Raw genomic sequence first — 21,978 nt, forward strand, 5'->3', positions numbered from 1 at the left:
GATTCAACCTATCACGGCAGTTGCCCGGTTAGGCTTCCCGACTACATCGAAAGTGTCAAACTTCAAACGATCGAAGGCCAATACCCAAAACGGGAGGACCTGCAACGAGCATTCAGCGACTTGTTGATCAACCCAAAGATGCTGCACCGTTTGGGTCCTGCAGTGGCCAGTGGACGCGGGATGTTTCTGTTTGGTTTCCCCGGCAACGGCAAGACATCCATTGCCGAGCGAGTGACCGGCGCGTTCGGGAAATACATTTGGATCCCTCGCGCGGTAGACATCGACGGAGACATCCTGCGTGTGTTTGACCCCATGAATCACGAGGCGGTCATGCCCGAAAGCTCCGGCGGATTGCTGAATTCGGGAAGCTTTGACAAACGTTGGGTACGCATCAAACGGCCGACAATCGTCGCCGGTGGTGAACTCACCATGGAAATGCTTGAGGTGCTCAACAACACCACCAGCAACATCAGCGAAGCTCCGTTGCAGATGAAAAGTAACTGCGGAACCCTGGTCATCGATGACTTTGGTCGGCAGAAGATGTCCGTCGATCAACTGCTCAACCGTTGGATCATTCCACTGGAAAAACGCTATGACTTCTTGAACATGGCATCAGGTAAGAAGATCCAGGTTCCGTTTGACCAACTGGTGATCTTCAGCACCAACCTGGAACCAAAAGACTTGGTCGATGACGCTTTCCTTCGCCGGATCCCCTATAAGATTGAAGTGGAGAACCCACCGGAAGCAGACTTCCGCAAGCTATTTGAAATCATGTGCAAGGTCACCAAGATTCCTTATAACGCCGAAGCGGTCGACTACTTGGTGAAGACCCATTACTTGCCCGTGGACCGTCCCTTCCGCAACTGCCAACCACGAGATTTGCTGCTTCAGGTTCGCAACTACTGCCTCTACAACAACCTCGAAGTGGAACTCAAAAAGGAGTACTTCGACTTCGCCTGCGACAACTATTTCTCGGTGATGTAATCGCTCCATCAACGGCTTGTCCACCGGCGGAGCGAGTGCCCAAAGCATCCCCGGGCTGGCACTGAACGACCAAGGTTCACCCTCAATCCATCGATGGCGGGGTGAGTCGTGCGGCAGAAACGATGGCACTGCGAAGTGTCCCGCCCGCTACCTCGCCCGCCGCCTCGCTCGACCAACACACCTCTCTATACGCTTCTCAGCCCGTCATGACAGAGGGCGAGAAACCGGTTCGGCGTGGCAATCCAACGTCGATTCCTAGATTTGTGCGAAGCGGCACACCGACCGGGGCAGACAACTCGCAACCGACAAATGGGTTGCGATCCTGGTTTGGCGGGCACTCGTTCGCCGGTACAATGAGCATCCCCCTTCGCTCATTTTCAATGAGTCCCGCCCCTCAGTCTGCTTCCGATCATGCCTATCTATTCTCCCTTGCCGCCGATGCCCGAATCTCATTCTCGCTCGAACACAGCCCAAACTTCGCACCAGTTTGCCTTTTGCGGCCCGTTCGTATTGGCCTTGCTGTTCTCGCTGCTGCACCCCGGCAGCTCCAATGCCGCAGACGAATCAGAAACCAGTGCGGTTCGGATGCCGGTCGACGAAGAAGGCTTGGTCGTCGATTTCGAACGGGACATTGCCCCCATTTTTCGACAACACTGCTTGGAATGCCACGGAGCCGAAGAAGCCAAGGCTGATTTTCGCGTCGACGATCGCGATACCGTGTTTGGCTACGTTTTTGGAGAGGACCTCGAATCGAGCTCGATGTATATCGATTACTTGATCAGCGAAGACGATGACATGTTGATGCCTCCGCGAAGTCATGGCGGCCCGCTTTCGCCGGCGGAACTGGCGTTGATTCGGATCTGGATCGAAGAAGGTGCCAATTGGCCCGATGAAGCGAACGTCGTACAGTCCGATCTGGATGGCTCAGGACAACCAATTGAGTTGGCCGATGGCATTCGCAAAGGCATCGACCCAACTGACGCGGGACTGCTAGCCCGGGTTTGGTCATTCCAAGGATTCCTCCATCCGGCGACGGTCCACTTTCCCATCGCATTGTTTTTGGTGGGCGGGTTGTTCGTCGTGCTGGGTTGGAAGTGGCCCGCACTCGGCGCACAAGTCCCGTTGGTTTGTCTGCTGCTCGGTGCCGCGACCGCGATCGTGGCAACGATGATGGGTTGGTCCTTCTCGGTCGAAAAAGGCTACGGCTCTTGGACAAAGGTCAACTTTGATTCCGAACTGTTTTGGCATCGGTGGTCGGCCATTATCGTGACGGTTCTATCAACCATCTTCGCAATCATTGCTTTGAAGTCGCTGCGAAGTGACGATGAAGCGGGACGTCAGCGTCTAACAAACGTCTGGAAAATCGGATTGCTGGTCGTCGCTGGCATGGTCGGTGCAGTGGGTCACCAAGGTGGTGAGCTGACCTATGGAAAAGACTTCTATCCCAAGGCGATCAGTATTCTGCTGGGCAAGCCTTGGCCACCGGAGTCAGCTCCCGAGACGGCTCAAGAGAGCGAATCCGAAGAAGAGCAGTCGCCCGAGATCACCCTGGATGCGGTCCCCACCGACTCGACCGTCCGATTGGACACATTCGCTATCCCCATCGCCATTCAATCTCCTTCAGTCCCTTCGCGAGTTTGACGTTGTCCCACGATCCTGCCCCCTCTCAGTCCGTCGGCAAACGCCCTCAGAAAAGCACCAAAACCGCGTCGCGACGCAAAGTGGAAACTGCGGCTGCTGACGCACCTCGGTTCATCAACCGCGAGTTGGCATGGCTGGAATTCAACGCTCGCGTATTGGATCAAGCGGATGATCCGTCGGTACGACTTCTGGAAAGAGCCAAATTCCTGGCGATTACCAGTTCGAACCTCGATGAGTTCATGATGGTCCGCGTGGGCAGCTTGAAACTGCAAGCAGTCAGCGGAGGTGGTCGACGTGACCCGTCCGGTCGGACCGCGACGGAACAGTTGCAGGCGATTTCGAAACGTTGCCAAGGACACGTTGACCGGCAATACGAACTGCTCCGAAACGAATTGCTGCCGTTGCTGGGCGAACACAAAATCAATCAAGTCGATCCGGCCGAATGCAGCGACCGATTGCTCGCAGCTGCCGAACGCCATTTTCGTGGTGATGTGCTGGCGGTGCTTTCACCTCAGGCACTTCACGATCGACGCTTTCCCATGCTGCCTGGTTTGGGAATCCACTTGTGCGTGCAATTGCGTCCGGGCGATGAAATCGGTCCGCAACGAACTCCACCACCAAGCGACTCTTTGGACAACCGAGTTCCATCAAATTTGAAGCGGAACTCTGACACTGCCAACCAACAACCCACCCCAGCCGAAAACATCTCGGCGCCGGAAGACGGTGCAGAACAAACCGAACCCGAAACTCAATTCGCGGTCATCCCGCTTGGCCGCACGCTTGGGCGTGTGATTCCGCTGCCGATCGAGAAACCGCCAATCGAAAAGGGCGTGGCTCCCAAAGAAAGCGACGACACGTCACCCATCGAGTCGGGCTACTCGTACGCATTGTTGGAAGATCTGGTCTCACACTTCGTTGACGAGTTCTTCCCTGGTCGCGAAGTGATTCAGTGCAAACCATTTCGTATCACCCGCAATGCCGACATTGAACTTCGCGAAGACGGCGCAGGCGACTTGCTCGGCGGCATGGAAGAAGTCCTCGAAAGCCGACGTTTGTCCGATGTTGTTCGGTTGGAGATCGACGCCAACGCGAATTCAGAGATTCGCGACTACCTGATCAAGAGCTTCAACGTTGACCCTCAATTCGTTTTTGACATCGACGGTCCCTTGGACCTGACGTATCTGTTTGCACTGCATGGGCTGAAGGGAATGAACACCCTTCGCGACGATGAATGGCCTCCGCAACGCAGCCCGAGAATCGACCCCGCCGAATCCATGTTCACATCGATCTCGGACGGAGACATCATGCTGATGCATCCGTATGAGTCCTTTGATCCGGTCGTCCGATTGCTGGAAGAAGCCTCAGTCGACCCCGATGTCTTGGCCGTCAAGCAGATCCTGTATCGGACCAGCCGCAACAGCCCGATTGTTGCCGCGCTGATGCGTGCGGCTGAGCGAGGGAAGTACGTCACCGCGATTGTGGAACTGAAAGCCCGATTCGACGAAGCCCGCAACATTGAATGGGCTCGCGAAATGGAACAGGCCGGCGTGCAGGTTATCTACGGCATCCGCGGTTTGAAAACGCACGCGAAAGTTTGCATCATCGTTCGTCGCGAACCACAGGGTTTGGTGCGGTACGTCCACTTTGGAACCGGTAACTACAACGAAGTCACCGCCAATTTGTACGGTGACATTTCGGTGCTGACGTGCGATGAGATATTGGGGACCGACGCGACGATGTTCTTCAACGCCGTCACCGGGGCCAGCCAACCGCAACCACTTCAACAACTTGGCATGGCGCCGCTGACACTGCGTCGGCAAATCCTGGATTTAATCCAAGGTGAGACCGAACGTTCCCGGCAGGGTCAGAAAGGCGAGATCATCGCGAAGATGAACGCGTTGGTGGACACCGAGGTCATCGATTCTCTGTACATGGCCAGCCAAGCGGGCGTGAAAATTCGCTTGAACGTCCGTGGCGTTTGCTGTTTGCGGCCGGGTGTGCCGGGAATGAGCGAAACGATTGAGGTCGTTTCCATTGTCGACAGGTTCTTGGAACACGCACGAACATTCTATTTCCGTCACGGTGGCGACCACGAGATGTTCATCAGCAGTGCGGACTGGATGCCTCGTAACTTGGACCGCCGAGTCGAATTGCTTGTTCCCGTGATCGATCCCGCCGCCCGAAAACGCCTTCGAGAAACGCTGCAGCTGTATTTCCGCGACAACCAAAACGCGTGGCGAATGCAACCTGACGGAAGTTACCAGCGTTTAAAGCCGCGAAAGAACGAAGCCCCCATGCGGGTTCAAGAGACACTGTATCATCAGGTGGTCGAGAATCGAAAAGCGGGCAAGCACGCCCCGCAATCGACTTTCGAAACTCATCGTCCTGATTGATCTTGTCTCTGTTTGATCGAACGCATGCCTGCCCCCGAACCGATCATCACGCCAACACCGTCGATTCAACCGGTCATTCGCAGCCGTGTGCTGCCTCGTGTCTCGTTCCGAATGATGATGGCGATCACAGCATTGGCCGCCATCCTTGCCGCGATCACTCGAGCGGCGGGCAACGGGGCCGTCTTTGCAAAGGCCGCCCTAGCCGTGGTGGGTGTCTTTGTTCTCTTCTTCGCGATGGCCGCCTGTGCTTTCTTGGTTTCTTGGCTGGTCGCTCGATTGACCATCGGTCGCGTCGACCAATCTCGCCAGGGCAGCCCGTTCGCCAGAGACGAATTGCCACCGCAGTTGCTCAAGCCTCGGGAGAAAGAACTATGAACCGCTCCACGCTTGCAGTTTGCTTCACGATCGCCTTGCTGTTCGTTGGATTGTTTGAAACCAACGCGTGTGCACAACCACACACTGGCAAGGACAGCTTCTGGGTCAACGACGGTAACAACGCCACGATTTTCCCACGTGGCCGAATCAATCGACTGGGATACCAAATCAGCGTTCGCCTATCCGCGCCAAACATTCCCGAAACGCAGCGTGTCGAGATTGAGTTCAGTTCGACAGGCGGCCCCACCACAGCCGACCACAACTTCACTTTGGTCCTTGCACCGCGTGGAAACGGACACAGCCCACCGCAGTCGGCCTTGGAAGTGGAAATTCCATTCCGGATTCCCGAGAACTCCACCCAGCAAACTATCATTCGCCATGTCCCCAAGACTTCTTACGGGGATTTGTACGACGCATCGATCCTAGAAGACGGCCGCTCGATCGCCGACATACCAAATGAGATTGGCAAACCGCTGCAGCGTTACACCGCGGTGGAAAAGGCCATGCGTGACGAAATCTGTTGGCGATTGATTTGGGTCAACTCCGATGAAGACATGGAGTTGCGAGATGATTCGCTGCAGGCGTTGGTTGATTCCACCTTTGACATGCAATGGGAAAGCGAAACCTTTCAACCCAACATGTCAAACGTCGATGAAAACGGAAACGTCAATCAAAATTTCATCACCGTACAATCACACTCTGCCGACGAAATGCCGCTCGACTGGCGATCGTTGCTTCCATTCGATGCAATCGTCTTTCATCGTGAAGACTACATCAAACATCAATCCGAAAAACCGCCATGGTGGAAACCGCTGATGCGGTGGGTGCATGGTGGTGGCGTGATTCTGATCCGAGGCACCCTGCCCGATCAAATGAACGATACAAAAATGATCAGCAGCTCTGCTGCCGCATTCGATGCCGCCACGATTGATGCCATCGCAACCTCGGCGTCGCAAACACTTCGCACCGACGTGGCAAACATGCCTAGCCAGTGGGGAAGTGTCAACGCGATCAACATGCAGTTGAACGGAATGGGCACGGGCGAGGTTGAGCTCAATGCCATCGAAAAGTTCCGCCGCTCGGTCGTGAACGCCTATAACAACAATAAGAAAATCGATCGGCTGGGCACCGAAAAAGGCATGATGGTGTTTCCGTCCGAGGCGGGGATTCTCGTGCAAATGCCCGCTCGCAATGCTGACGAACCAGTCAGCATGCTGGATTGGCGGACAACCAAATCTCTGCTGGGCTTTCATGCCTATCGAACACTTCGCCGCGGCGTGGATCCAATGATCGGCACCCAGCGTTTCTTTGAATGGATGATCCCGGGCGTCTCACAACCTCCGGTTTACACCTTCATGGGATTCTTGGGATTGTTCGTTGTTCTGGTTGGGCCGGTGGCCTACCGCAAAACAACCAAGAGCGGACGTAGCTACCTGATGTTCTTGATCGCTCCCGTGCTCGCCGTCGCAACCACCGTCGCGATGATGGGATACGGAATCATCGCCGACGGTTTTGGAACTCGAATGCGAGCCAGACAAATCACTTGGGTCAATTCCGATGGTGACGCAATGTCCCGGACTCGCTCGACCTACTTCGCTGGTATCCGACCTTCCAATGGGCTGCGGTTCCCAAGCGACGCATCGGTCACGCTGCTTTTGGACAATGAGGAAACCAGTTGGGAAGACCGAGTCCAACAACGATTCGATCCCCGCGGAAGAGTCACCGTGACCGAGGACGAAATTCGTTTCTCGAGTCGCTTGCTTCCCAGTCGTCAGCAACGTCAGTTCGTGGTGGAACAACCTCGCGACCAATTTGGCACGGTTCGAATCACCGAATCTGAACCGGAGGCCGTCAAACGCGTCAGCGTGGAAGTGAAGAACGACTGCAAGCTGAACCTGCAAGGAATCTTGGTCCGCGATCAAGACGGATTGTTCTTTGTGGCTGAAGATGTGAGTCCAGGTGAGACTGCTCGTGCAAAACTACTGACCACGCTCGAAGCTTCGAAGTTGATGGGGGATTGGTACAAACGCCAATGGTTGGTGAATTCGAAAACGAACCGTCAATCCGATACGGCGGATCGGCAAATGCGACGTCGCATGATGGAGGAGACCTTCGACGTCATCAACAAAGTTCGATCGTCACTCGCAATGACATCCGCTCCTTCCGATGGTGTGTTTGAGTACGAGCTTCAACAGCGCATGCAGTTGGGTAAATCATTGCCCAATCACTCTTACATCGCACTTGCTGATTTGTCCGACGACGTCCCCGCGATCGATGGTATCTCCATCGAAAACAGCATCCACTTCGTGATGGGAGACCTGCCATGAGCACGACTTCGCAAGAATCCCAATCGACCGCTCAAGCGACTGGCACTTCGGCCAGCAACCACATCTCAGCCGGAGTCCACGCGGGCACTGCAGATTGCATCGAACTCCGCCGATTGCATCGCTACTTTGGCAAGACCCATGCGGTGCATGACATTTCGTTCTCGGTTCGCCGAGGACACGTGTTTGGATACATCGGCCCCAACGGTGCTGGCAAAACAACGTCGATGCGAATCCTCGCGACGTTGGATCTGCCCAGTTTTGGCGACGCGTTTGTCGATGGTTTTTCGGTCGTCAATGATCCCGAACTGGTCCGCAGCCGACTCGGTTTCATGCCCGACAGCTTCGGCACCTATCGGGACGTCAATTGCGAAGAGTACCTGGATTTCTTTGCTCGAGCCTACGGTTTGACAGGCCGTGATCGCACGCGACGTTTGCGTGAAGTGCTGGAATTCACCGGCACGGTGGGCATGAAGGACAAACCGATTCGTGGTTTGAGCAAAGGTATGAAGCAACGCCTGTGTCTCGGGCGAGCTTTGGTCCACGACCCCGCCGTTTTGATTCTGGATGAGCCAGCGGCCGGATTGGATCCGCGTGCCCGGATTCAGTTGAGACAAATGATTCGCCAGTTGGCCAATCGCGGCAAAACCGTTCTGATCAGCAGTCACATCCTGACGGAACTCGCAGAGATGTGTGATAGCGTCGGAATCATCGAACAAGGCCAACTGTTAGCGACCGGCAGCGTCGAAGACATCCAACGTCAACGAGCTCAACATCGCGAACTCACGCTGCGAGTGCTCGAACGTGCAAACGACGCCGCCGATCTGATTCGCAACCATTTGGCCGAACAATCTTCCAAATCAAACGGTGCTCCCGTCGAAAATCAATCTTCCGAAACCGACGAACAATCTTTGCCGCCCGCGTCCCAAGTCGTCGTTGACGGCGAACTGGTCCGGTTTGAATTTGAAGGCGACGTTCGCGATCAAGCCAACTTGGTCGCCTGGTTGATCGGACAAGGTTTTCTGATTGCCGAAGTCGCCGCTCACAAGAAGAGCCTCGAGGACGTTTTCCTGCAGGTCACCGAGGGATTGGTTCAATGAGCGACTTCTTCACCCCACCCAAACCCGTGACTCCCCTGCCCTCGCCCGAGGTCACCGCTCGACAAAGCGAAGAGTTCGCCGCGCGCCTGCGCAAACGAGCCAAACACCTTCGCCGTTGGCCCACAAAACAAGACATCACGTGCTACCGGCTCTACGAACGCGATGTTCCTGAGGTGCCTTTGGTTGTCGATCGATATGAAGACCATTTGCACATTGGTGAGTTCGAACGCCCCCACGATCGCAGCGACGATGAGCACACCGTGTGGCTGGAACACATGGTCAAGGTCGCCGCGAAAACCCTCGATGTTTCACGTTCCAAAGTCTTTTTCAAACAACGTAAACGTCAACGCGGAACGGCCCAGCACGAAACTGTGGCCAGTCGACACTACCAGATCGAAGCGAAAGAAGGTGGCTTGAAGTTTCAGGTCAATCTGTCGGACTACATCGACACGGGTTTGTTTCTCGATCACCGCATCACACGCTCGATGGTTCGTGATGAAGTCGCTGGAAAACGATTCCTCAATCTGTTTGCCTACACGGGTTCGTTCACGGTTTATGCCGCCGATGGTGCTGCCGCATCCACGACAACGGTGGATTTGTCGAACACGTATTTGACCTGGGCGAAAGAGAACATGCGCCTGAATGGCTTCGAAGGCGACTCGCACGAGTACGTTGCCGAGGACGCGATGACGTTTATCAAAAACTTGCCGGCCACCGCGGTTTTTGATGTGGCCGTCGTCGATCCTCCCACTTTCAGCAACAGCAAACGCACCCAGAAAGACTGGGTTGTGCAAGACGACTACAAGGACTTGCTTCAGCAAACCCTCAAACACATCGCTCGAGATGGTGTCATTTACTTCTCGACGAATTTCCGACAATTCCAGATGGACGAATCCGCTTTCCCGGGAGCCAAAGTCCACGAAATCAGCCGGCAAACCGTTCCGGAAGACTTCCGCAATCGACGCATTCACCGGTGCTGGCGAATCACCCGAACCAGCTGACCGGGACAGACAATCAGATACTATTGGATGACTTCGCTACCATCCTTGGTTGCCAACGCTTCCAAAAGACCAACATCGATGGAATTCGTAATGAACTTGACGGCACCATCACCCAAAACCACGTGCCCTCCGCCCTGGTGAGAGTCGCCTTCCGCAAGTTCCAGCAACGTTTGCAGATCAATGTCTTCGGGGCTCATCCAGTGAACCTCGTTCTGGTGCTCGGTTTCGACGAACAAGATAGTGTTTGCCAAGCCATCAGTCACTTGGCCAAATCCCGTTGGAATCGCACCTTCAAACATACCCGACGGATCCACCACTGCGACATAGCTGGTCATCAATGGATCGCCCACCTTGGAAGGACAGGCATAAGCGGACACCGCGGTCGATGCCACCAAAGTGTTCTCGGGTGCATCCCAAGGTTTCGAAAGATCAATCTGCTGATACAGGGATTCCTGCTCCATGAAAGGCAGAATCAAAACTCGCCAACTATGCAGTTTGTTGCCATTCTCATCGACCGTGTATGCGGGCGGCAATTGATCGTAAGCGGAATGGTAATTGTGCAGCGCCAGCCCTATCTGCTTCATGTTATTGCTGCAACTCATTCGCCGAGCCGCTTCACGTGCGGCCTGCACCGCCGGAAGCATGATCCCCACCGCAATGCCCCCGCAGACAAGCACTCCCACAAACGCGAGCGCCAAAAGAGGAGCCATCACGCACCCAGAATTGAAACCGCCCTGTCCCACCACTTTCGCCTCGACTGGCATCGTTTCGGTGTAATGATTTCCAGGAACGAGTGGATCAGGCGAATCAGACATGGCGATCTCGTTGTGGATGTGCGGGGAAAGCAGCCAAAATTGACGAGCAACACAATTCTACCCTGCTCGCGAGCGACGTGCTGAACCAGCGAGCATTGGCGTGAGCCACCTCGCAACGGAGCAAAACCCGGTATCATTCAGGACGCCAATTGTTCTCTTCTTCTGTTGAAATCGCATGAGCACCGCATCGATATCGGATCCAAACGCTTCCGTTCGTGAGAACACCGCGTCGTGGTTGCTACGCTTGGATGAATGGGCCGCTCGAACAGGCGACAAACTCAATCCGATCTTGATCAAAGAAACGCGTCAAGCGCTCAAGAGCCGACAATTCGTGGTCACGTTCTCGGTGCTGTTGGTCGCCGCGTTTGCATGGACAGTGATCGGCAGTCTGATGCTGATGCCCCAAATCTACACGTCGCCGTCGGCACCTCGATTGTTGATCGGTTACTACTTTGTGCTCGCCGTGCCGATGCTGCTGATCGTCCCGCTGGCCGCCTACCGTTCTCTCGAAGCCGAAATTGACGACGGGACGCTGGAACTGCTTTCGATCACTTCGCTGAGTGCCTGGCAAATCGTGATGGGCAAATTGGCCAGTGCCTCGCTGCAAATGATGCTGTATTTGATCACGCTGTTTCCTTGCGTGGCTTACGCCTACACACTGCGCGGCATCGACCTGCCGACGGTGGGATTGATCATGGCAATATTGATTGGCAGCGGTTTGCTACTGACCGTGGTTGCCTTGTCATTTGCGCCGCTGGCTCGAGGTCGTACCGGACGAATCTCGACACTACTGGTGGTTCTGATGATCCTGATGCTATGCGAGTATTTGGTGGGCGCCGCAGCCGTCGCGTTGATCCTATATGGCAATCCGCTCAATGCCGGTTGGACGTCGTTCATCTGTGTTGGCAGCCTGCTCACCGCAATTTGCATCAGCCATTTGCTGCTAACAACCACCGCCGCCCAACTGACTCCAGAAAGCGAAAATCGATCCAGTGGGATTCGCTGGTCGATCTTGGTGCTCACCGCGACTTTGATCGGACTGGCAACCTTCACAATGGAGTGGAACCCGGGTGATTCACAAGAAGGAATGATCCTGTGGATTCCGGTTGCGATGATTCTGGCAGGCGTCTGGACCGGAGCCGGGGCCATGATGGCGGCAGAATCCAGCAGCCTGACGCCACGAATTCAACGTGAGCTACCCGGCAACTTCCTCAGTCGACTGACGCTCACGTTTCTTACGCCCGGGCCCGCAACGGGTTTGGTGTTCGCCAGCCTAGGCTCGATCCTCGTTGCAGCCTTGTTGCTGGCCGCTGCCTACCGAGCGGAATCAATTGTGGGAACGCCGATGCCTGGCGGTGCGGTGACGACCCTTTATCACTTAGTTATCGCCTACACGTCGTACCTGGTGATCTTTTTGTTCTGCGTTCGTTGGATCGTCGCGTTGGTCCGAATCAATAACAACCCGCGAGTCGAAATTGGTTTGGCCGCCTTCATCGTGGTCGCTGTGCTGGCCGCACTGATTCCCTACGCGATTGGGCTGCACCTGAACGACTATCGCCAATACGACTACTCGGCGTGGCAAATCACCAACTGGGCTTGGACCATTGGCATGATTGTCGATCGAAGCGTTTCTGACCTTTTGATCGGCGCACTGGGCGTTTGCGGACTGATCGCTTTGTTGCTTTCAATTGCAACGGTTGGTCGACGTTCCCTAGCTATCAAAACAGCCACTCCAGAAGCGGTCCTGGCTGCTCGGGAGAAGAAGTAGTCACTCGGTTTACCCGGCAAAGTTCCGAGTCAAACAAACGTGACGTCTATTCAGATGCAGTACTCGGTTGTATCCAGACTAGAAACAACGACGGGCTCTTGATGCAAGATGGACTGTGCGACCAAGTAAGCTTGCTGCCGCAATTCAGGAACGGCGATGCTCTCCCACAACGTGCCCTTTAGGATCGGACCAATCGCATGCAAAAACGGAGTCGGTAAATCGTCTTTTCCCAGTACGGTGAAATCCTCGGTGACGGCAATCCCCATGTCCATGTCGTCCGGTCGAGCCAGACCTCGTTCGAACAAATTTCGGTACAGCGGCAACGCAGAATCCGAGAACCGAGACTTGGGTCCCGTGCAATTGATCACCAAATCGCCCTCGATTTGTTTGGACGATCCGTCTCGTTCCACCATTTGAATCTCGATGCCGTGTTCACCCGATGCCAACGATTCGATCGTTGCGGGCGTGATGGTCAACTGACCACAATCGAGGGCATCCGTGATGGCATCGTGGATGGGTCCCGCGATTCGGTGCCGGATCACATTCCAATCGGCCGAATACTTCTTCAAGAACAACTGACGCTCTTCCAACGACAATGCTTTCCACAGTTGTTGCGTTCGACCTCGCAACTTGTCGACCGCGATCGCCGGGTTCTGGCTGACCCCACGAAGACGCTCACAATCTGAACGGATCAATTTCACCAGCTCCTTCAGCGAACGCGTTTGCCCATCATCGGGAACTGCGTGAGGCCATTCGATGCCGCGGAAATGGCGCTGTGGCAACATGCCATTGCGAGAAATTGCAGTGACCTTGCCATTCCAGCCTTTGTTGCGAAGCGTCACGATCACATCGACCGCGGTCAGCCCCGTTCCCAGGATCACAATGTGCTGGTCTTCACCTGGGAGGTTCGCATGCCAATCTTTCCACGGGTTGCCACAATAGCGGCGGTCGTTGGCGAGCTTCTTCGCACCTGGCAATCCAGCGGGCGGCTGATTTCCAGTCGCAAGCAGAACCGATTCCGCTTCGATCGGTTCACCATTTTCCAGCATCACGACGCCGCCCTGGTTTGAACCAGGCTCAACGCCGCGCGGAATAACATCCACGGCTGAATCCTCCACCACTTCACACTGCACATGCGAGCGAGGGTCCGCTGTCCCCAAATAGTGCGTCGCCATCCCGCGAATGTAGTCACCAAAAATGCGACGGGGAATGAACATCTCTCGAAGAGTATGGTCATCAATCGCATCAAACTCCGACCGCGAACGCAGCCACTCGAAAAAGTGCGTCGGTTGATCCGGGAACGCTGACATGTTTCGAGCAGCGACATTCAACAAATGCTCACCGCGCGTCGTTCCATACGCGGTCCCACGACCAAATGGACGTCCGGAGTTGACGATCACAACTCGCTGGGGCGATGTGGCAAAGCGAGCAAGGTTAACGGCGGCCAGCGTTCCGCTGAATCCACCACCGATGATGGCCGTGGTTGGCATAACGACAAATTCGTGATGAGAGGTTGAACGTGAAGTGTCGAAGAAGACGCACACACGTAGCAAGATTCTGCTGAGGGCGGGACACCAATCTCTGTTGGAACGATTCGCAACCGATTGCACAAAGAGCTTGATACGCGAAAACTTTATCGATAAAGTATTCCCGCGTCAACAGTTTCCCGATCCGATGCCACCCTGCGAAGGATACGTTGTTCGCTAGAGCGACCGATCGTCAGACACCGCCGACCCGTCGCTCTTCTTTGCCAATCTCCCCTTGGTTCCGTCGATGAACGACCTCTCAAAAGAACTTCACCGCTGTCAACCTTTTGCCAGCGTCGATCAAGAAGCCGTTGTCAGTTTGGTGCGCACCAGTGACCAACTCGGTAACCACTTGGCGCGTTTCTTCCGGCAGCACGACATGACGTTCTCGCAGTACAACCTGCTTCGGATCTTGGACATGGAAGATCGACCGCTGACGTGCAGCGAGATTGGCGAGCGTCTGGTCCAAGTGGTTCCAGCCGTCACCGCGCTGGTTGACCGACTGCTAAAACGAGAACTGGTCACGCGAGAACGTTCGGAGACCGATCGCCGCACGGTCTATGTTGCCATCACCAAAGAAGGTCGCAAATTGGTAAAGCCAATTGTCGAACATCTTCGCGAACTTGAACACGAAGTCATGAGCGAACTAAAACGTCGCGAACAAAAAGAACTGATTCGATTGCTGCAACTTGTCCGGACCAGCATGAACAAAGCGGTCGAACGAAGAGCCAGCGAATCGCTTTCCAGTTCGGGACTTTGACCTGGTTCGTATCCTTGCAATTTCTCTCCTCATCGCACTCCCGCCTAACCTCCTACCTCACTCCCGCCAATGAACTCCAACACACCTTCCTCGGATAATTCTTCACCCGACAACGTCTCCCCCGACACGAGCGACATGGCTTCCGCCGGTGACGACTCCGCACTTGCAACTCCGCCACCGCGACCGAGTTTGTGGAAAGACATGACCACCAACGAGGACTGGTGGGCAATCTGGTGCGCTGCTTTGTTGCTGCTCATCGCTTTCGCAGCAGTGTGGATTGGCCAGCCTGAAAACTTGAGCGAATTGATCGCCGGTTCAACCATGGAAGAAGTCTCGCAAGTCGAGACGGCCCCAGAGAACGCGGGCCCATCAGCGGAAGCAGAGAACGAAGCGATCGAAACTGAAAACACTGCGCCGGCAGAAAACGCAGATTTAGAAGTAGCCGAGACGCAAGAAGTGGCGGAAGAAGAACCCTATGAATACGCCAGCCCACTCAAGCCGTTCCTGGCCAAACCGGGCAAATGGACAGCCAACCCTCTGGATGCCATTTCTTCAAGTTGGTCAGGCATTCTCGGAGTGTTTCTGATCATCGCTGCACTATTTGCTTTCGCAAATCAAATGCGCGGCAAATCCGCTGGGGCATTTTTGGCCGCATTCCCGGTCATATTTTTGCTGGCAACGCTGGCGTATTGGATGTCTGGGCAAAGCGTGGTCAAAGCCTACAACCTTGAATACGCCCTTTGGGCCTTGCTCGTTGGATTGATCATCAGCAACACCGTCGGAACACCGGACTTCCTTCGTCCCGCAATCTCGACGGAGTTCTACATCAAAACCGGATTGGTTTTGCTCGGTGCCGAGGTGCTGATGAGTCGTTTGCTGGCCCTCGGTCTGCCCGGTGTGTTTGTCGCTTGGTTGGTCACGCCAGTTGTCTTGATCACGACCTACTGGTTCGGCCAGAAGGTCCTGAAGATCCAATCCAAATCACTCAACATGGTGATCTCCGCTGACATGTCCGTGTGCGGTGTCTCCGCCGCGATTGCAACGGCGGCGGCCTGCAAGGCCAAGAAAGAAGAACTGTCACTTTCAATTGGTTTGTCGCTGGGATTCACCGTGATCATGATGGCGGTGATGCCAGCGGTGATCACCGCGATGGGAATCGACCCGATCCTGGGCGGTGCGTGGTTGGGCGGCACGATTGACTCGACCGGCGCCGTCGCCGCTGCCGGTGCAGTTCTGGGCGATGAAGCCCTCGAAGTCGCTGCCACGGTGAAGATGATCCAAAACATCTTGATCGGTGTGACCGCGTTCTGTGTCGCCATCTACTGGGTCACATTCGTCGAACGAGATCCAGCCGGCCCAAGGATCGGCATCTCTGAAATCTGGTACCGCTTCCCGAAGTTCGTACTTGGATTCGTCTCGATGTCGATTCTGTTTTCGATCCTGTATTCCTACATGACCAACGGTCCCGAACTCATCAACGCGATGATCGGCGGTTCCACCAAAACGCTTCGTGGATGGTTCTTCTGCCTCGCGTTTGTCAGCATCGGACTGGAAACCAATTTCCGTCAATTGCTTCCTCAACTCAAGGGCGGGAAGCCGCTTGTTCTGTACGTGTGCGGTCAATCGCTCAACTTGGTTTTGACGTTGGTGATGGCGTACTTGATGTTCAAAGTCGTCTTTGCTGACACGGTGGCGCCATGAGCGACAGAGAACCAAGTTTGCGTGAACGCTCTTACCGAGCAGCAGCGTTGGTCGGAATCACTTTGCTGCTTTCGATCGTTTGGCTGGTGATCCTTCCCGCTTATTCTCGCCAGCCCAAAATGCGACAGCATTTGAGATGGCTCGACGACCGGGGCATCGATCCTAGTGCGATGTACTACACCGAACTGGAGGTCATGGAGGACATCCTTGCCAAGCAACGATTGGCGGAGCTTCGCCAGAAAAGCGACGGCCCCAATCAATAGAGTTGATTGCACGACGAGAAACCAAACAAAGGCCGAACCTTCAAGGCTCGGCCTTTGTCTTTTCCGCCATCTCGCAATGAAGATCGGTCTTCAACGCCGACAATGCCTGCAACCATCCACGGAATGAATCCAGTGATACGCAGCTACGAATCTACCGACCTGGACGCATTGTTGGACGTTTGGATGTCGGCCTCAAGATTGGCTCATCCGTTTCTCAGCCCGGAGTTTCTCGCCCAAGAACGCGAAAACATTCCAGCAATCTATCTGCCCAATGCTGAAACCTGGGTCTACGAATTGGACCATACCGTTGTGGGATTTATCGCCCTGCTAGGCAACGAAGTTGGTGCAATTTTCGTCAATCCAACGCATCAAAAACGCGGGATTGGCCGGCAACTCATGGATCATGCCGTTTCGGTCCGCGGCGACCTGGAACTGGAAGTATTTGTTGACAATCCAACCGGTCGCGGTTTCTACCAACACTATGGATTCGTTTCGCTGGAACAAAAACTTCACGAACCGTCAGGGCATCCCGTCCTTCGTCTGCGGTTCGATACCGCTTCGACCGTTTGATACAGCTTGGCTTGAAGACGATCAAAACCAATCGTCTTCGCCGAGCAAGTTGTTCAGTCCAAACGGCCCATTTTCCCGGCTTGGTAGTCAGCGATCGCAACACGGATTTCGTCACGCGTATTCATCACGAATGGCCCCTGCCCCACGACGGGCTCGCCCAGTGGTTCGCCGGTCATCAATAAGACGCGGGATTCTGACTCCGCTTCTAAAACCACCTCGTCGCCGGATCGTTCCAACAAAGCCAGCTCGACCGCGTGAATCAAACTTTCGTTGACTTGGACGCTTCCTTTTTGAACGATCACAACGCAGGTGTGCCCAGCGGGAACCGTCAGCGTGGCCGTTGCGTTTCCAGTGAGCTGAATGTCCCATAAATTGATGGGCGAAAACGTGCTGGCAGGCCCCTCCGCATCACCCAATTGACCCGCAATCACACGAACGATCCCCGCGTCGTTAGGCAACGAAAATCGAGGAAACTGTTCGTCACGCAGATCTTGATACTTCGGCGGTGCAGCCTTGTCCGTCGATCGCAGGTTCACCCATAGCTGGACCATCTCCAGCGTTCCGCCCTCCTTTGCGAATCGTCGGCTGTGGAATTCTTCGTGAACCACGCCAGAGGCAGCGGTCATCCACTGCACATCGCCGGGGCCGATTGTGCCCTGACTGCCACTCGAATCTCGGTGTTCCAGTTCACCTTGATAGAGAATCGTGACAGTCTCGAAACCACGATGGGGATGCTCACCAACACCGCGCTTGGCTTCGTCAGGGGCAAAGTTGTGCGGACCGGCATAGTCGAGCAACAAAAACGGGTCGAACTCATTGCCGCCGGCGTACGAAAACAAACTTCGAACCGGGAACCCATCGCCCACCCAGTGCTGAGGAACGCCCCGAATGACTCGTTGAATCGATTTCATTGCACTTTGTCCCGCGTGAGAGTTCCGGTTTCCTCCCTTCTACGCGAGATCCGATGCGGCAACAAGCGTCCCGTTTTCCCTAACAGGCTGTTGATTTAGTCGCATACCGAATGACAATCATTAGCCGTTGGGCGTTAGCCCCGGTTGGCGTCTAATCAACCGCCGCTAACGCGGTGCGGCTCAATAAATCAACAGCCTGCTAAGTGAAGTCACCTCGCTCGTTGCCCTCATCGTCGTATCGAATGAATGCGAAATACACAAACGACACCGGCAAACATGGCAGCAAAAGCAGGTAGTACCACGAAACAAAGAACGCGAACGCGAAAATGATCGAGACAAAAATCATCCAAACGATTTTCGTGTCACGCCACAAACCTCGAAACTGTTCCATCGATTCTCTTCGTGTGCTTGGCGTTGGTGGGGAGCTTCCGCCAGCGAGTCCGGCTGGTCTGCAATTCCGATGACCAATTTGCCAAGGGCGACATCGGGCAGAACATCTCTTTTCTTACATTCAAATCGATTGCAAAACGACCGCGATCGCAGCAAAACGATCGACTCACCAATCAACTGTGTCGCCGCAAAAACGATTCACGTCGAAACATTATGCCTCCCAATGACGATGTTGGGCATGCGTGGTCATTTGGATGCGACCTTCTGTCCCGACCTCAAAGCAAACCCTTCGGCCTCGGAACGAACACGTCAAACGTATTGCTAAATCAAGCCGGCAGCCGCCAACTTCCTCGCCAAGGTGTTGGCGAACAACAAACCGTGACGTCCCGATGGAATCGCAGAACACAGGGTCAGAACTTCGCAGCACCCCCCTGTATCCATGCGTGCGCGTTCGAAGTGATTGGGCAAATCGACCGGGTAAATCGACCGGTAAAAAATTCAATTTATCTTGCACAAAAACTCATCGAACCCAGTTGAACGAGCTGGGTGCTTCGCGAAGAATGACTCGGTTGCGAAATGCAACCTTCTCCTTCCCGACTTCTTTCGGAGCCAACCGATGTCCGTTGTTTCAAGACTCGTGCTCATAGCGGCAGCTCTCCTGCCTGCTCTGTCGCTACAAGCCCAAGACAAACCCAACATTGTCGTCATTTGGGGTGACGACATCGGCGTGCACAACATCAGTGCCTACAACCATGGTGTGATGGGTTATAAGACGCCCAGCATCGACAGTCTCGCCAAAGAAGGCGCGATGTTCACCGATGCTTACGCTCAGCAAAGCTGCACCGCTGGACGAGCCTCGTTCATCCTCGGCCAGCATCCATTCCGCACCGGATTGCTGACCATCGGCATGCCAGGTAGCGAACACGGGATCCCTGACTGGACACCAACCATCGCCGACGTGTTGAAAGAACAAGGCTACACGACCGGCCAATTCGGCAAGAACCACTTGGGCGACCGAGACAAACACTTGCCCACCAATCACGGGTTCGATGAATTCTTCGGCAACCTCTACCACCTCAATGCCGAAGAAGAACCTGAAACCTATTACTACCCCAAAGATCCTGAGTTCCGAAAGAAGTATGGACCTCGCGGGGTCATCCATTCGTTCGCCGATGGTCGCTTGGAAGACACGGGACCACTGACCAAGAAACGCATGGAAACGATCGATGAAGAAGTCCACACCAAAGCCATGGACTTCCTCGAACGAGCCACCAAATCAGAGAAGCCAGCGTTTCTTTGGTACAACTCGACCCGCATGCACGTGTGGACTCACCTGAAGAAAGAATCACAAGGCCGCACCGGCATCGGGCTGTATCCCGACGGAATGGTCGAGCACGACGACTATGTCGGCAAAGTGCTTCAGAAGATCAAAGATTTGGGCATCGAAGATAACACGATCGTGGTCTACAGCACTGACAACGGCGCTGAAACGTTCAGTTGGCCCGATGGAGGCATCACCCCATTCCATGGTGAAAAGGGAACGACTTGGGAAGGCGGTTTCCGTGTCCCGTTGTTGGTTAAATGGCCTGGCGTGATCGAGCCTGGAACGGTCTACAACGACATCATTTCGCAAGAAGATTGGATGCCCACTTTCGCAGCCGCGGCGGGCGAGCCCGACTTGGTCGAAAAGATGAAGAAAGGCTACAACGCCAACGGAAAAGAATTCAAAGTTCACCCGGACGGCTACAACTTCTTGCCCTATTTCAAAGGTGACGCCAAAGAAGGGCCCCGCAAAGAAATCTACTACTTCGGACAAGGCGGCGACCTGAACGCGGTTCGCGTCCAGAACTGGAAGATCCACTTCGCGACCGTCAACGGCAACATCGCCACCGGCACGCGAGAAATCCCGGGCTGGCCGTTGATCATCAACCTTCGCGCCGACCCTTACGAAAAAATGTGGAAAGAAGGCACGCTGGGTTACTTTCGCTGGTACGCCGACAACATGTGGACCTTCGTCCCCGTGCAGAACTACATTCAACAGTTCATGGCAACCATTCCGAAATACCCTTGGCAATCGGGATCCAGCCTGAACGCGGCTGGTATCAACTATCAAACCTTGAAAGCCCAAGAGTGGATCAAGAAACTCGAACAAGTTTCGCCACCACGGAATTAGGCAGGTACGCAGGTGTCATCGGGTATGTGGGCCGTTTGGCGTTCGCCACGGTTCCCACGCAAAACCGGGGCTAACGCCCAAACGGCTCACAAGGTGAAACCCAATCATCCCTGCTTAGGTCGGCTTTTGTTTGCCACGCTTGGCCCGAACCTATCCGCCGAGCCACGAAACTCTGCATCAACGGCCTCACCCCCATCTTTGGGCGAGGCCGTTTTTCATGGAGTCCCCACCGCCATGTTGCGATGTGCAAACACGGCCACTACAAACAATCTTTCATCTTCTCCACTGGAACAATTGCATGACGCCGCGGGAAACCATCCAGCAAATCTCCGACGCGATGAACGCGGCCGTGATTGGCCAGCAATCCGTGGTGGAACGAATCCTGGTCGCCTTGCTGGCCAAAGGCCATGTCCTTATGGAAGGCCTGCCCGGGACCGCTAAAACCCGCTCGGTTAAAACACTGTCGAATCTGGTCGACAGCCAATTCGGACGCATCCAGTTCACCCCCGATTTGCTGCCATCCGACGTCACGGGATCGGAAATCTATCGCGAACAAAACGGTACCTTTGAATTTCAAGAAGGCCCGATTTTCGGCAACTTGATCTTGGCCGACGAGATCAACCGAGCTCCCGCCAAAGTCCAATCGGCTCTCTTGGAGGCGATGGAAGAACGGCAGGTCACGGTCGCATCGCAAACACATAAACTGCCAGAACTATTCATGGTGCTGGCCACCCAAAACCCGATTGAGCAAGAAGGAACTTACCCACTGCCCGAAGCGCAGATGGATCGTTTCATGCTCTACGTGCGAGTGGATTATCCCGAAGACGCAGACGAAACATCGATCTTGAAATTGGTTCGAGGCGAAAAGACCGGCGCGACCTCTGCGGCGCACGAGACGGTCTCGCAGCAGTTGATCTTTGACGCACAAAAGGAAGTCGGTGCGATTCATGTCGCTGACTCCGCGGAAAAGTACATCGTCGATTTGGTCATGGCGACACGGCACCCGGATCGCTACGAAGGTGACTTGCCAAAATGGATTTGGCTTGGTGCCAGCCCTCGTGGAACGCTGGCACTCGACGCGGCGGCACGGGCGCATGCTTGGTTAGCTGGACAAGACTTCGTTTCCCCCGACAACATTCGTGCGATGGCACCGGTTTGTTTGGCTCACCGAGTTCACTTGACCTACGAAGCGGAAGCCGCCGGTGTGACTCGCACGCAAGTGATCGACGCGTTGCTGAAGCACGTGGTCCCTGTCTGATCGAGTTTGCTTTCGATTGCCCGCT

At 54.9% G+C, this 21,978-nt stretch carries 19 protein-coding genes (1 of these 19 running past the window's edge); 14 read left to right on the forward strand and 5 right to left on the reverse strand.

Annotation, left to right across the window (positions count from 1 at the left end):
* From RB_RS19365 to RB_RS19395, 7 genes are all read left to right on the forward strand, one after another.
* On the forward strand, positions 1 to 984 hold the 3' portion of the coding sequence (locus RB_RS19365; RefSeq protein ID WP_231845797.1) for an ATPase with chaperone activity. 699 nt of this gene lie to the left of the window's left edge; only the last 984 of its 1,683 coding nucleotides appear in the window; its start codon lies beyond the left edge, outside the window; the stop codon is at positions 982 to 984.
* A gap of 438 nt (positions 985 to 1,422) precedes the next feature.
* Entirely contained in the window at positions 1,423 to 2,625 is a 1,203-nt protein-coding gene (locus RB_RS19370) for a c-type cytochrome domain-containing protein (RefSeq protein ID WP_164922947.1), read from the forward strand.
* Positions 2,622 to 5,018: a polyphosphate kinase 1 gene (gene ppk1, locus RB_RS19375; protein WP_164922240.1), complete on the forward strand. Its 2,397-nt coding sequence runs from the start codon at positions 2,622 to 2,624 to the stop codon at positions 5,016 to 5,018. Before RB_RS19370 ends, ppk1 begins: the two co-directional genes overlap by 4 nt.
* 12 nt (positions 5,019 to 5,030) lie before the next feature.
* Positions 5,031 to 5,393 (forward strand): hypothetical protein, encoded by a 363-nt coding sequence (locus RB_RS19380; RefSeq protein WP_007324023.1) that lies wholly within the window; start codon positions 5,031 to 5,033, stop codon positions 5,391 to 5,393.
* Positions 5,390 to 7,720: a hypothetical protein gene (locus RB_RS19385; protein ID WP_011122316.1), complete on the forward strand. Its 2,331-nt coding sequence runs from the start codon at positions 5,390 to 5,392 to the stop codon at positions 7,718 to 7,720. Before RB_RS19380 ends, RB_RS19385 begins: the two co-directional genes overlap by 4 nt.
* Positions 7,717 to 8,817: an ABC transporter ATP-binding protein gene (locus RB_RS19390; RefSeq protein ID WP_007331193.1), complete on the forward strand. Its 1,101-nt coding sequence runs from the start codon at positions 7,717 to 7,719 to the stop codon at positions 8,815 to 8,817. Before RB_RS19385 ends, RB_RS19390 begins: the two co-directional genes overlap by 4 nt.
* The gene (locus RB_RS19395) at positions 8,814 to 9,818 is read left to right on the forward strand and encodes a class I SAM-dependent methyltransferase (protein WP_011122317.1); all 1,005 of its coding nucleotides are present in this window, start codon (positions 8,814 to 8,816) and stop codon (positions 9,816 to 9,818) included. Before RB_RS19390 ends, RB_RS19395 begins: the two co-directional genes overlap by 4 nt.
* Positions 9,819 to 9,838: 20 nt before the next feature.
* On the opposite strand, the gene RB_RS19400 is transcribed toward RB_RS19395, so the two are convergent.
* Entirely contained in the window at positions 9,839 to 10,633 is a 795-nt protein-coding gene (locus RB_RS19400; protein WP_011122318.1) for a DUF1559 domain-containing protein, read from the reverse strand.
* Between the two features lie 175 nt (positions 10,634 to 10,808).
* On the opposite strand from RB_RS19400, the gene RB_RS19405 reads away from it, so the two are divergent.
* The gene (locus RB_RS19405; protein ID WP_011122320.1) at positions 10,809 to 12,401 is read left to right on the forward strand and encodes an ABC transporter permease; all 1,593 of its coding nucleotides are present in this window, start codon (positions 10,809 to 10,811) and stop codon (positions 12,399 to 12,401) included.
* 50 nt (positions 12,402 to 12,451) lie between these two features.
* Here the strand turns inward: RB_RS19405 and RB_RS19410 are convergent, their stop codons facing one another.
* Positions 12,452 to 13,891: an FAD/NAD(P)-binding protein gene (locus tag RB_RS19410; RefSeq protein ID WP_007333676.1), complete on the reverse strand. Its 1,440-nt coding sequence runs from the start codon at positions 13,889 to 13,891 to the stop codon at positions 12,452 to 12,454.
* A gap of 283 nt (positions 13,892 to 14,174) precedes the next feature.
* Between RB_RS19410 and RB_RS19415 the strand changes: the two genes are divergently transcribed.
* Positions 14,175 to 14,687, forward strand: coding sequence for a MarR family winged helix-turn-helix transcriptional regulator (locus RB_RS19415; protein ID WP_007340912.1), 513 nt, complete (start codon positions 14,175 to 14,177; stop codon positions 14,685 to 14,687).
* 44 nt (positions 14,688 to 14,731) lie between these two features.
* Here the strand turns inward: RB_RS19415 and RB_RS28175 are convergent, their stop codons facing one another.
* A complete protein-coding gene (locus RB_RS28175) occupies positions 14,732 to 14,890 on the reverse strand; it encodes a hypothetical protein (protein ID WP_231845799.1) in 159 nt (52 codons plus the stop codon).
* Between RB_RS28175 and RB_RS19420 the strand changes: the two genes are divergently transcribed.
* The 3 genes from RB_RS19420 (at position 14,889) to RB_RS19430 (ending at position 17,221) form a co-directional block, all read left to right on the forward strand.
* Entirely contained in the window at positions 14,889 to 16,388 is a 1,500-nt protein-coding gene (locus RB_RS19420) for a YeiH family protein (protein ID WP_231845800.1), read from the forward strand. The two genes, RB_RS28175 and RB_RS19420, sit on opposite strands and share 2 nt — an antisense overlap.
* Positions 16,385 to 16,651 carry a hypothetical protein gene (locus RB_RS19425; protein ID WP_007340909.1) on the forward strand — a complete coding sequence of 89 codons (267 nt, stop codon included), beginning with the start codon at positions 16,385 to 16,387 and terminating at the stop codon, positions 16,649 to 16,651. Before RB_RS19420 ends, RB_RS19425 begins: the two co-directional genes overlap by 4 nt.
* A 123-nt stretch (positions 16,652 to 16,774) precedes the next feature.
* Positions 16,775 to 17,221 (forward strand): GNAT family N-acetyltransferase, encoded by a 447-nt coding sequence (locus RB_RS19430; RefSeq protein WP_164922241.1) that lies wholly within the window; start codon positions 16,775 to 16,777, stop codon positions 17,219 to 17,221.
* Positions 17,222 to 17,274: 53 nt separating this feature from the next.
* Here the strand turns inward: RB_RS19430 and RB_RS19435 are convergent, their stop codons facing one another.
* Positions 17,275 to 18,132, reverse strand: coding sequence for a pirin family protein (locus RB_RS19435; RefSeq protein ID WP_011122326.1), 858 nt, complete (start codon positions 18,130 to 18,132; stop codon positions 17,275 to 17,277).
* 199 nt (positions 18,133 to 18,331) lie between these two features.
* A complete protein-coding gene (locus RB_RS19440; protein ID WP_007324036.1) occupies positions 18,332 to 18,523 on the reverse strand; it encodes a hypothetical protein in 192 nt (63 codons plus the stop codon).
* Between the two features lie 636 nt (positions 18,524 to 19,159).
* Between RB_RS19440 and RB_RS19445 the strand changes: the two genes are divergently transcribed.
* Positions 19,160 to 20,695 carry an arylsulfatase gene (locus RB_RS19445; RefSeq protein WP_007324038.1) on the forward strand — a complete coding sequence of 512 codons (1,536 nt, stop codon included), beginning with the start codon at positions 19,160 to 19,162 and terminating at the stop codon, positions 20,693 to 20,695.
* 298 nt (positions 20,696 to 20,993) lie between these two features.
* The gene (locus RB_RS19450; protein WP_164922242.1) at positions 20,994 to 21,953 is read left to right on the forward strand and encodes an AAA family ATPase; all 960 of its coding nucleotides are present in this window, start codon (positions 20,994 to 20,996) and stop codon (positions 21,951 to 21,953) included.
* Positions 21,954 to 21,978 lie beyond the last annotated feature (25 nt).

The organism is Rhodopirellula baltica SH 1, assembly GCF_000196115.1.
GTDB lineage: Bacteria > Planctomycetota > Planctomycetia > Pirellulales > Pirellulaceae > Rhodopirellula > Rhodopirellula baltica.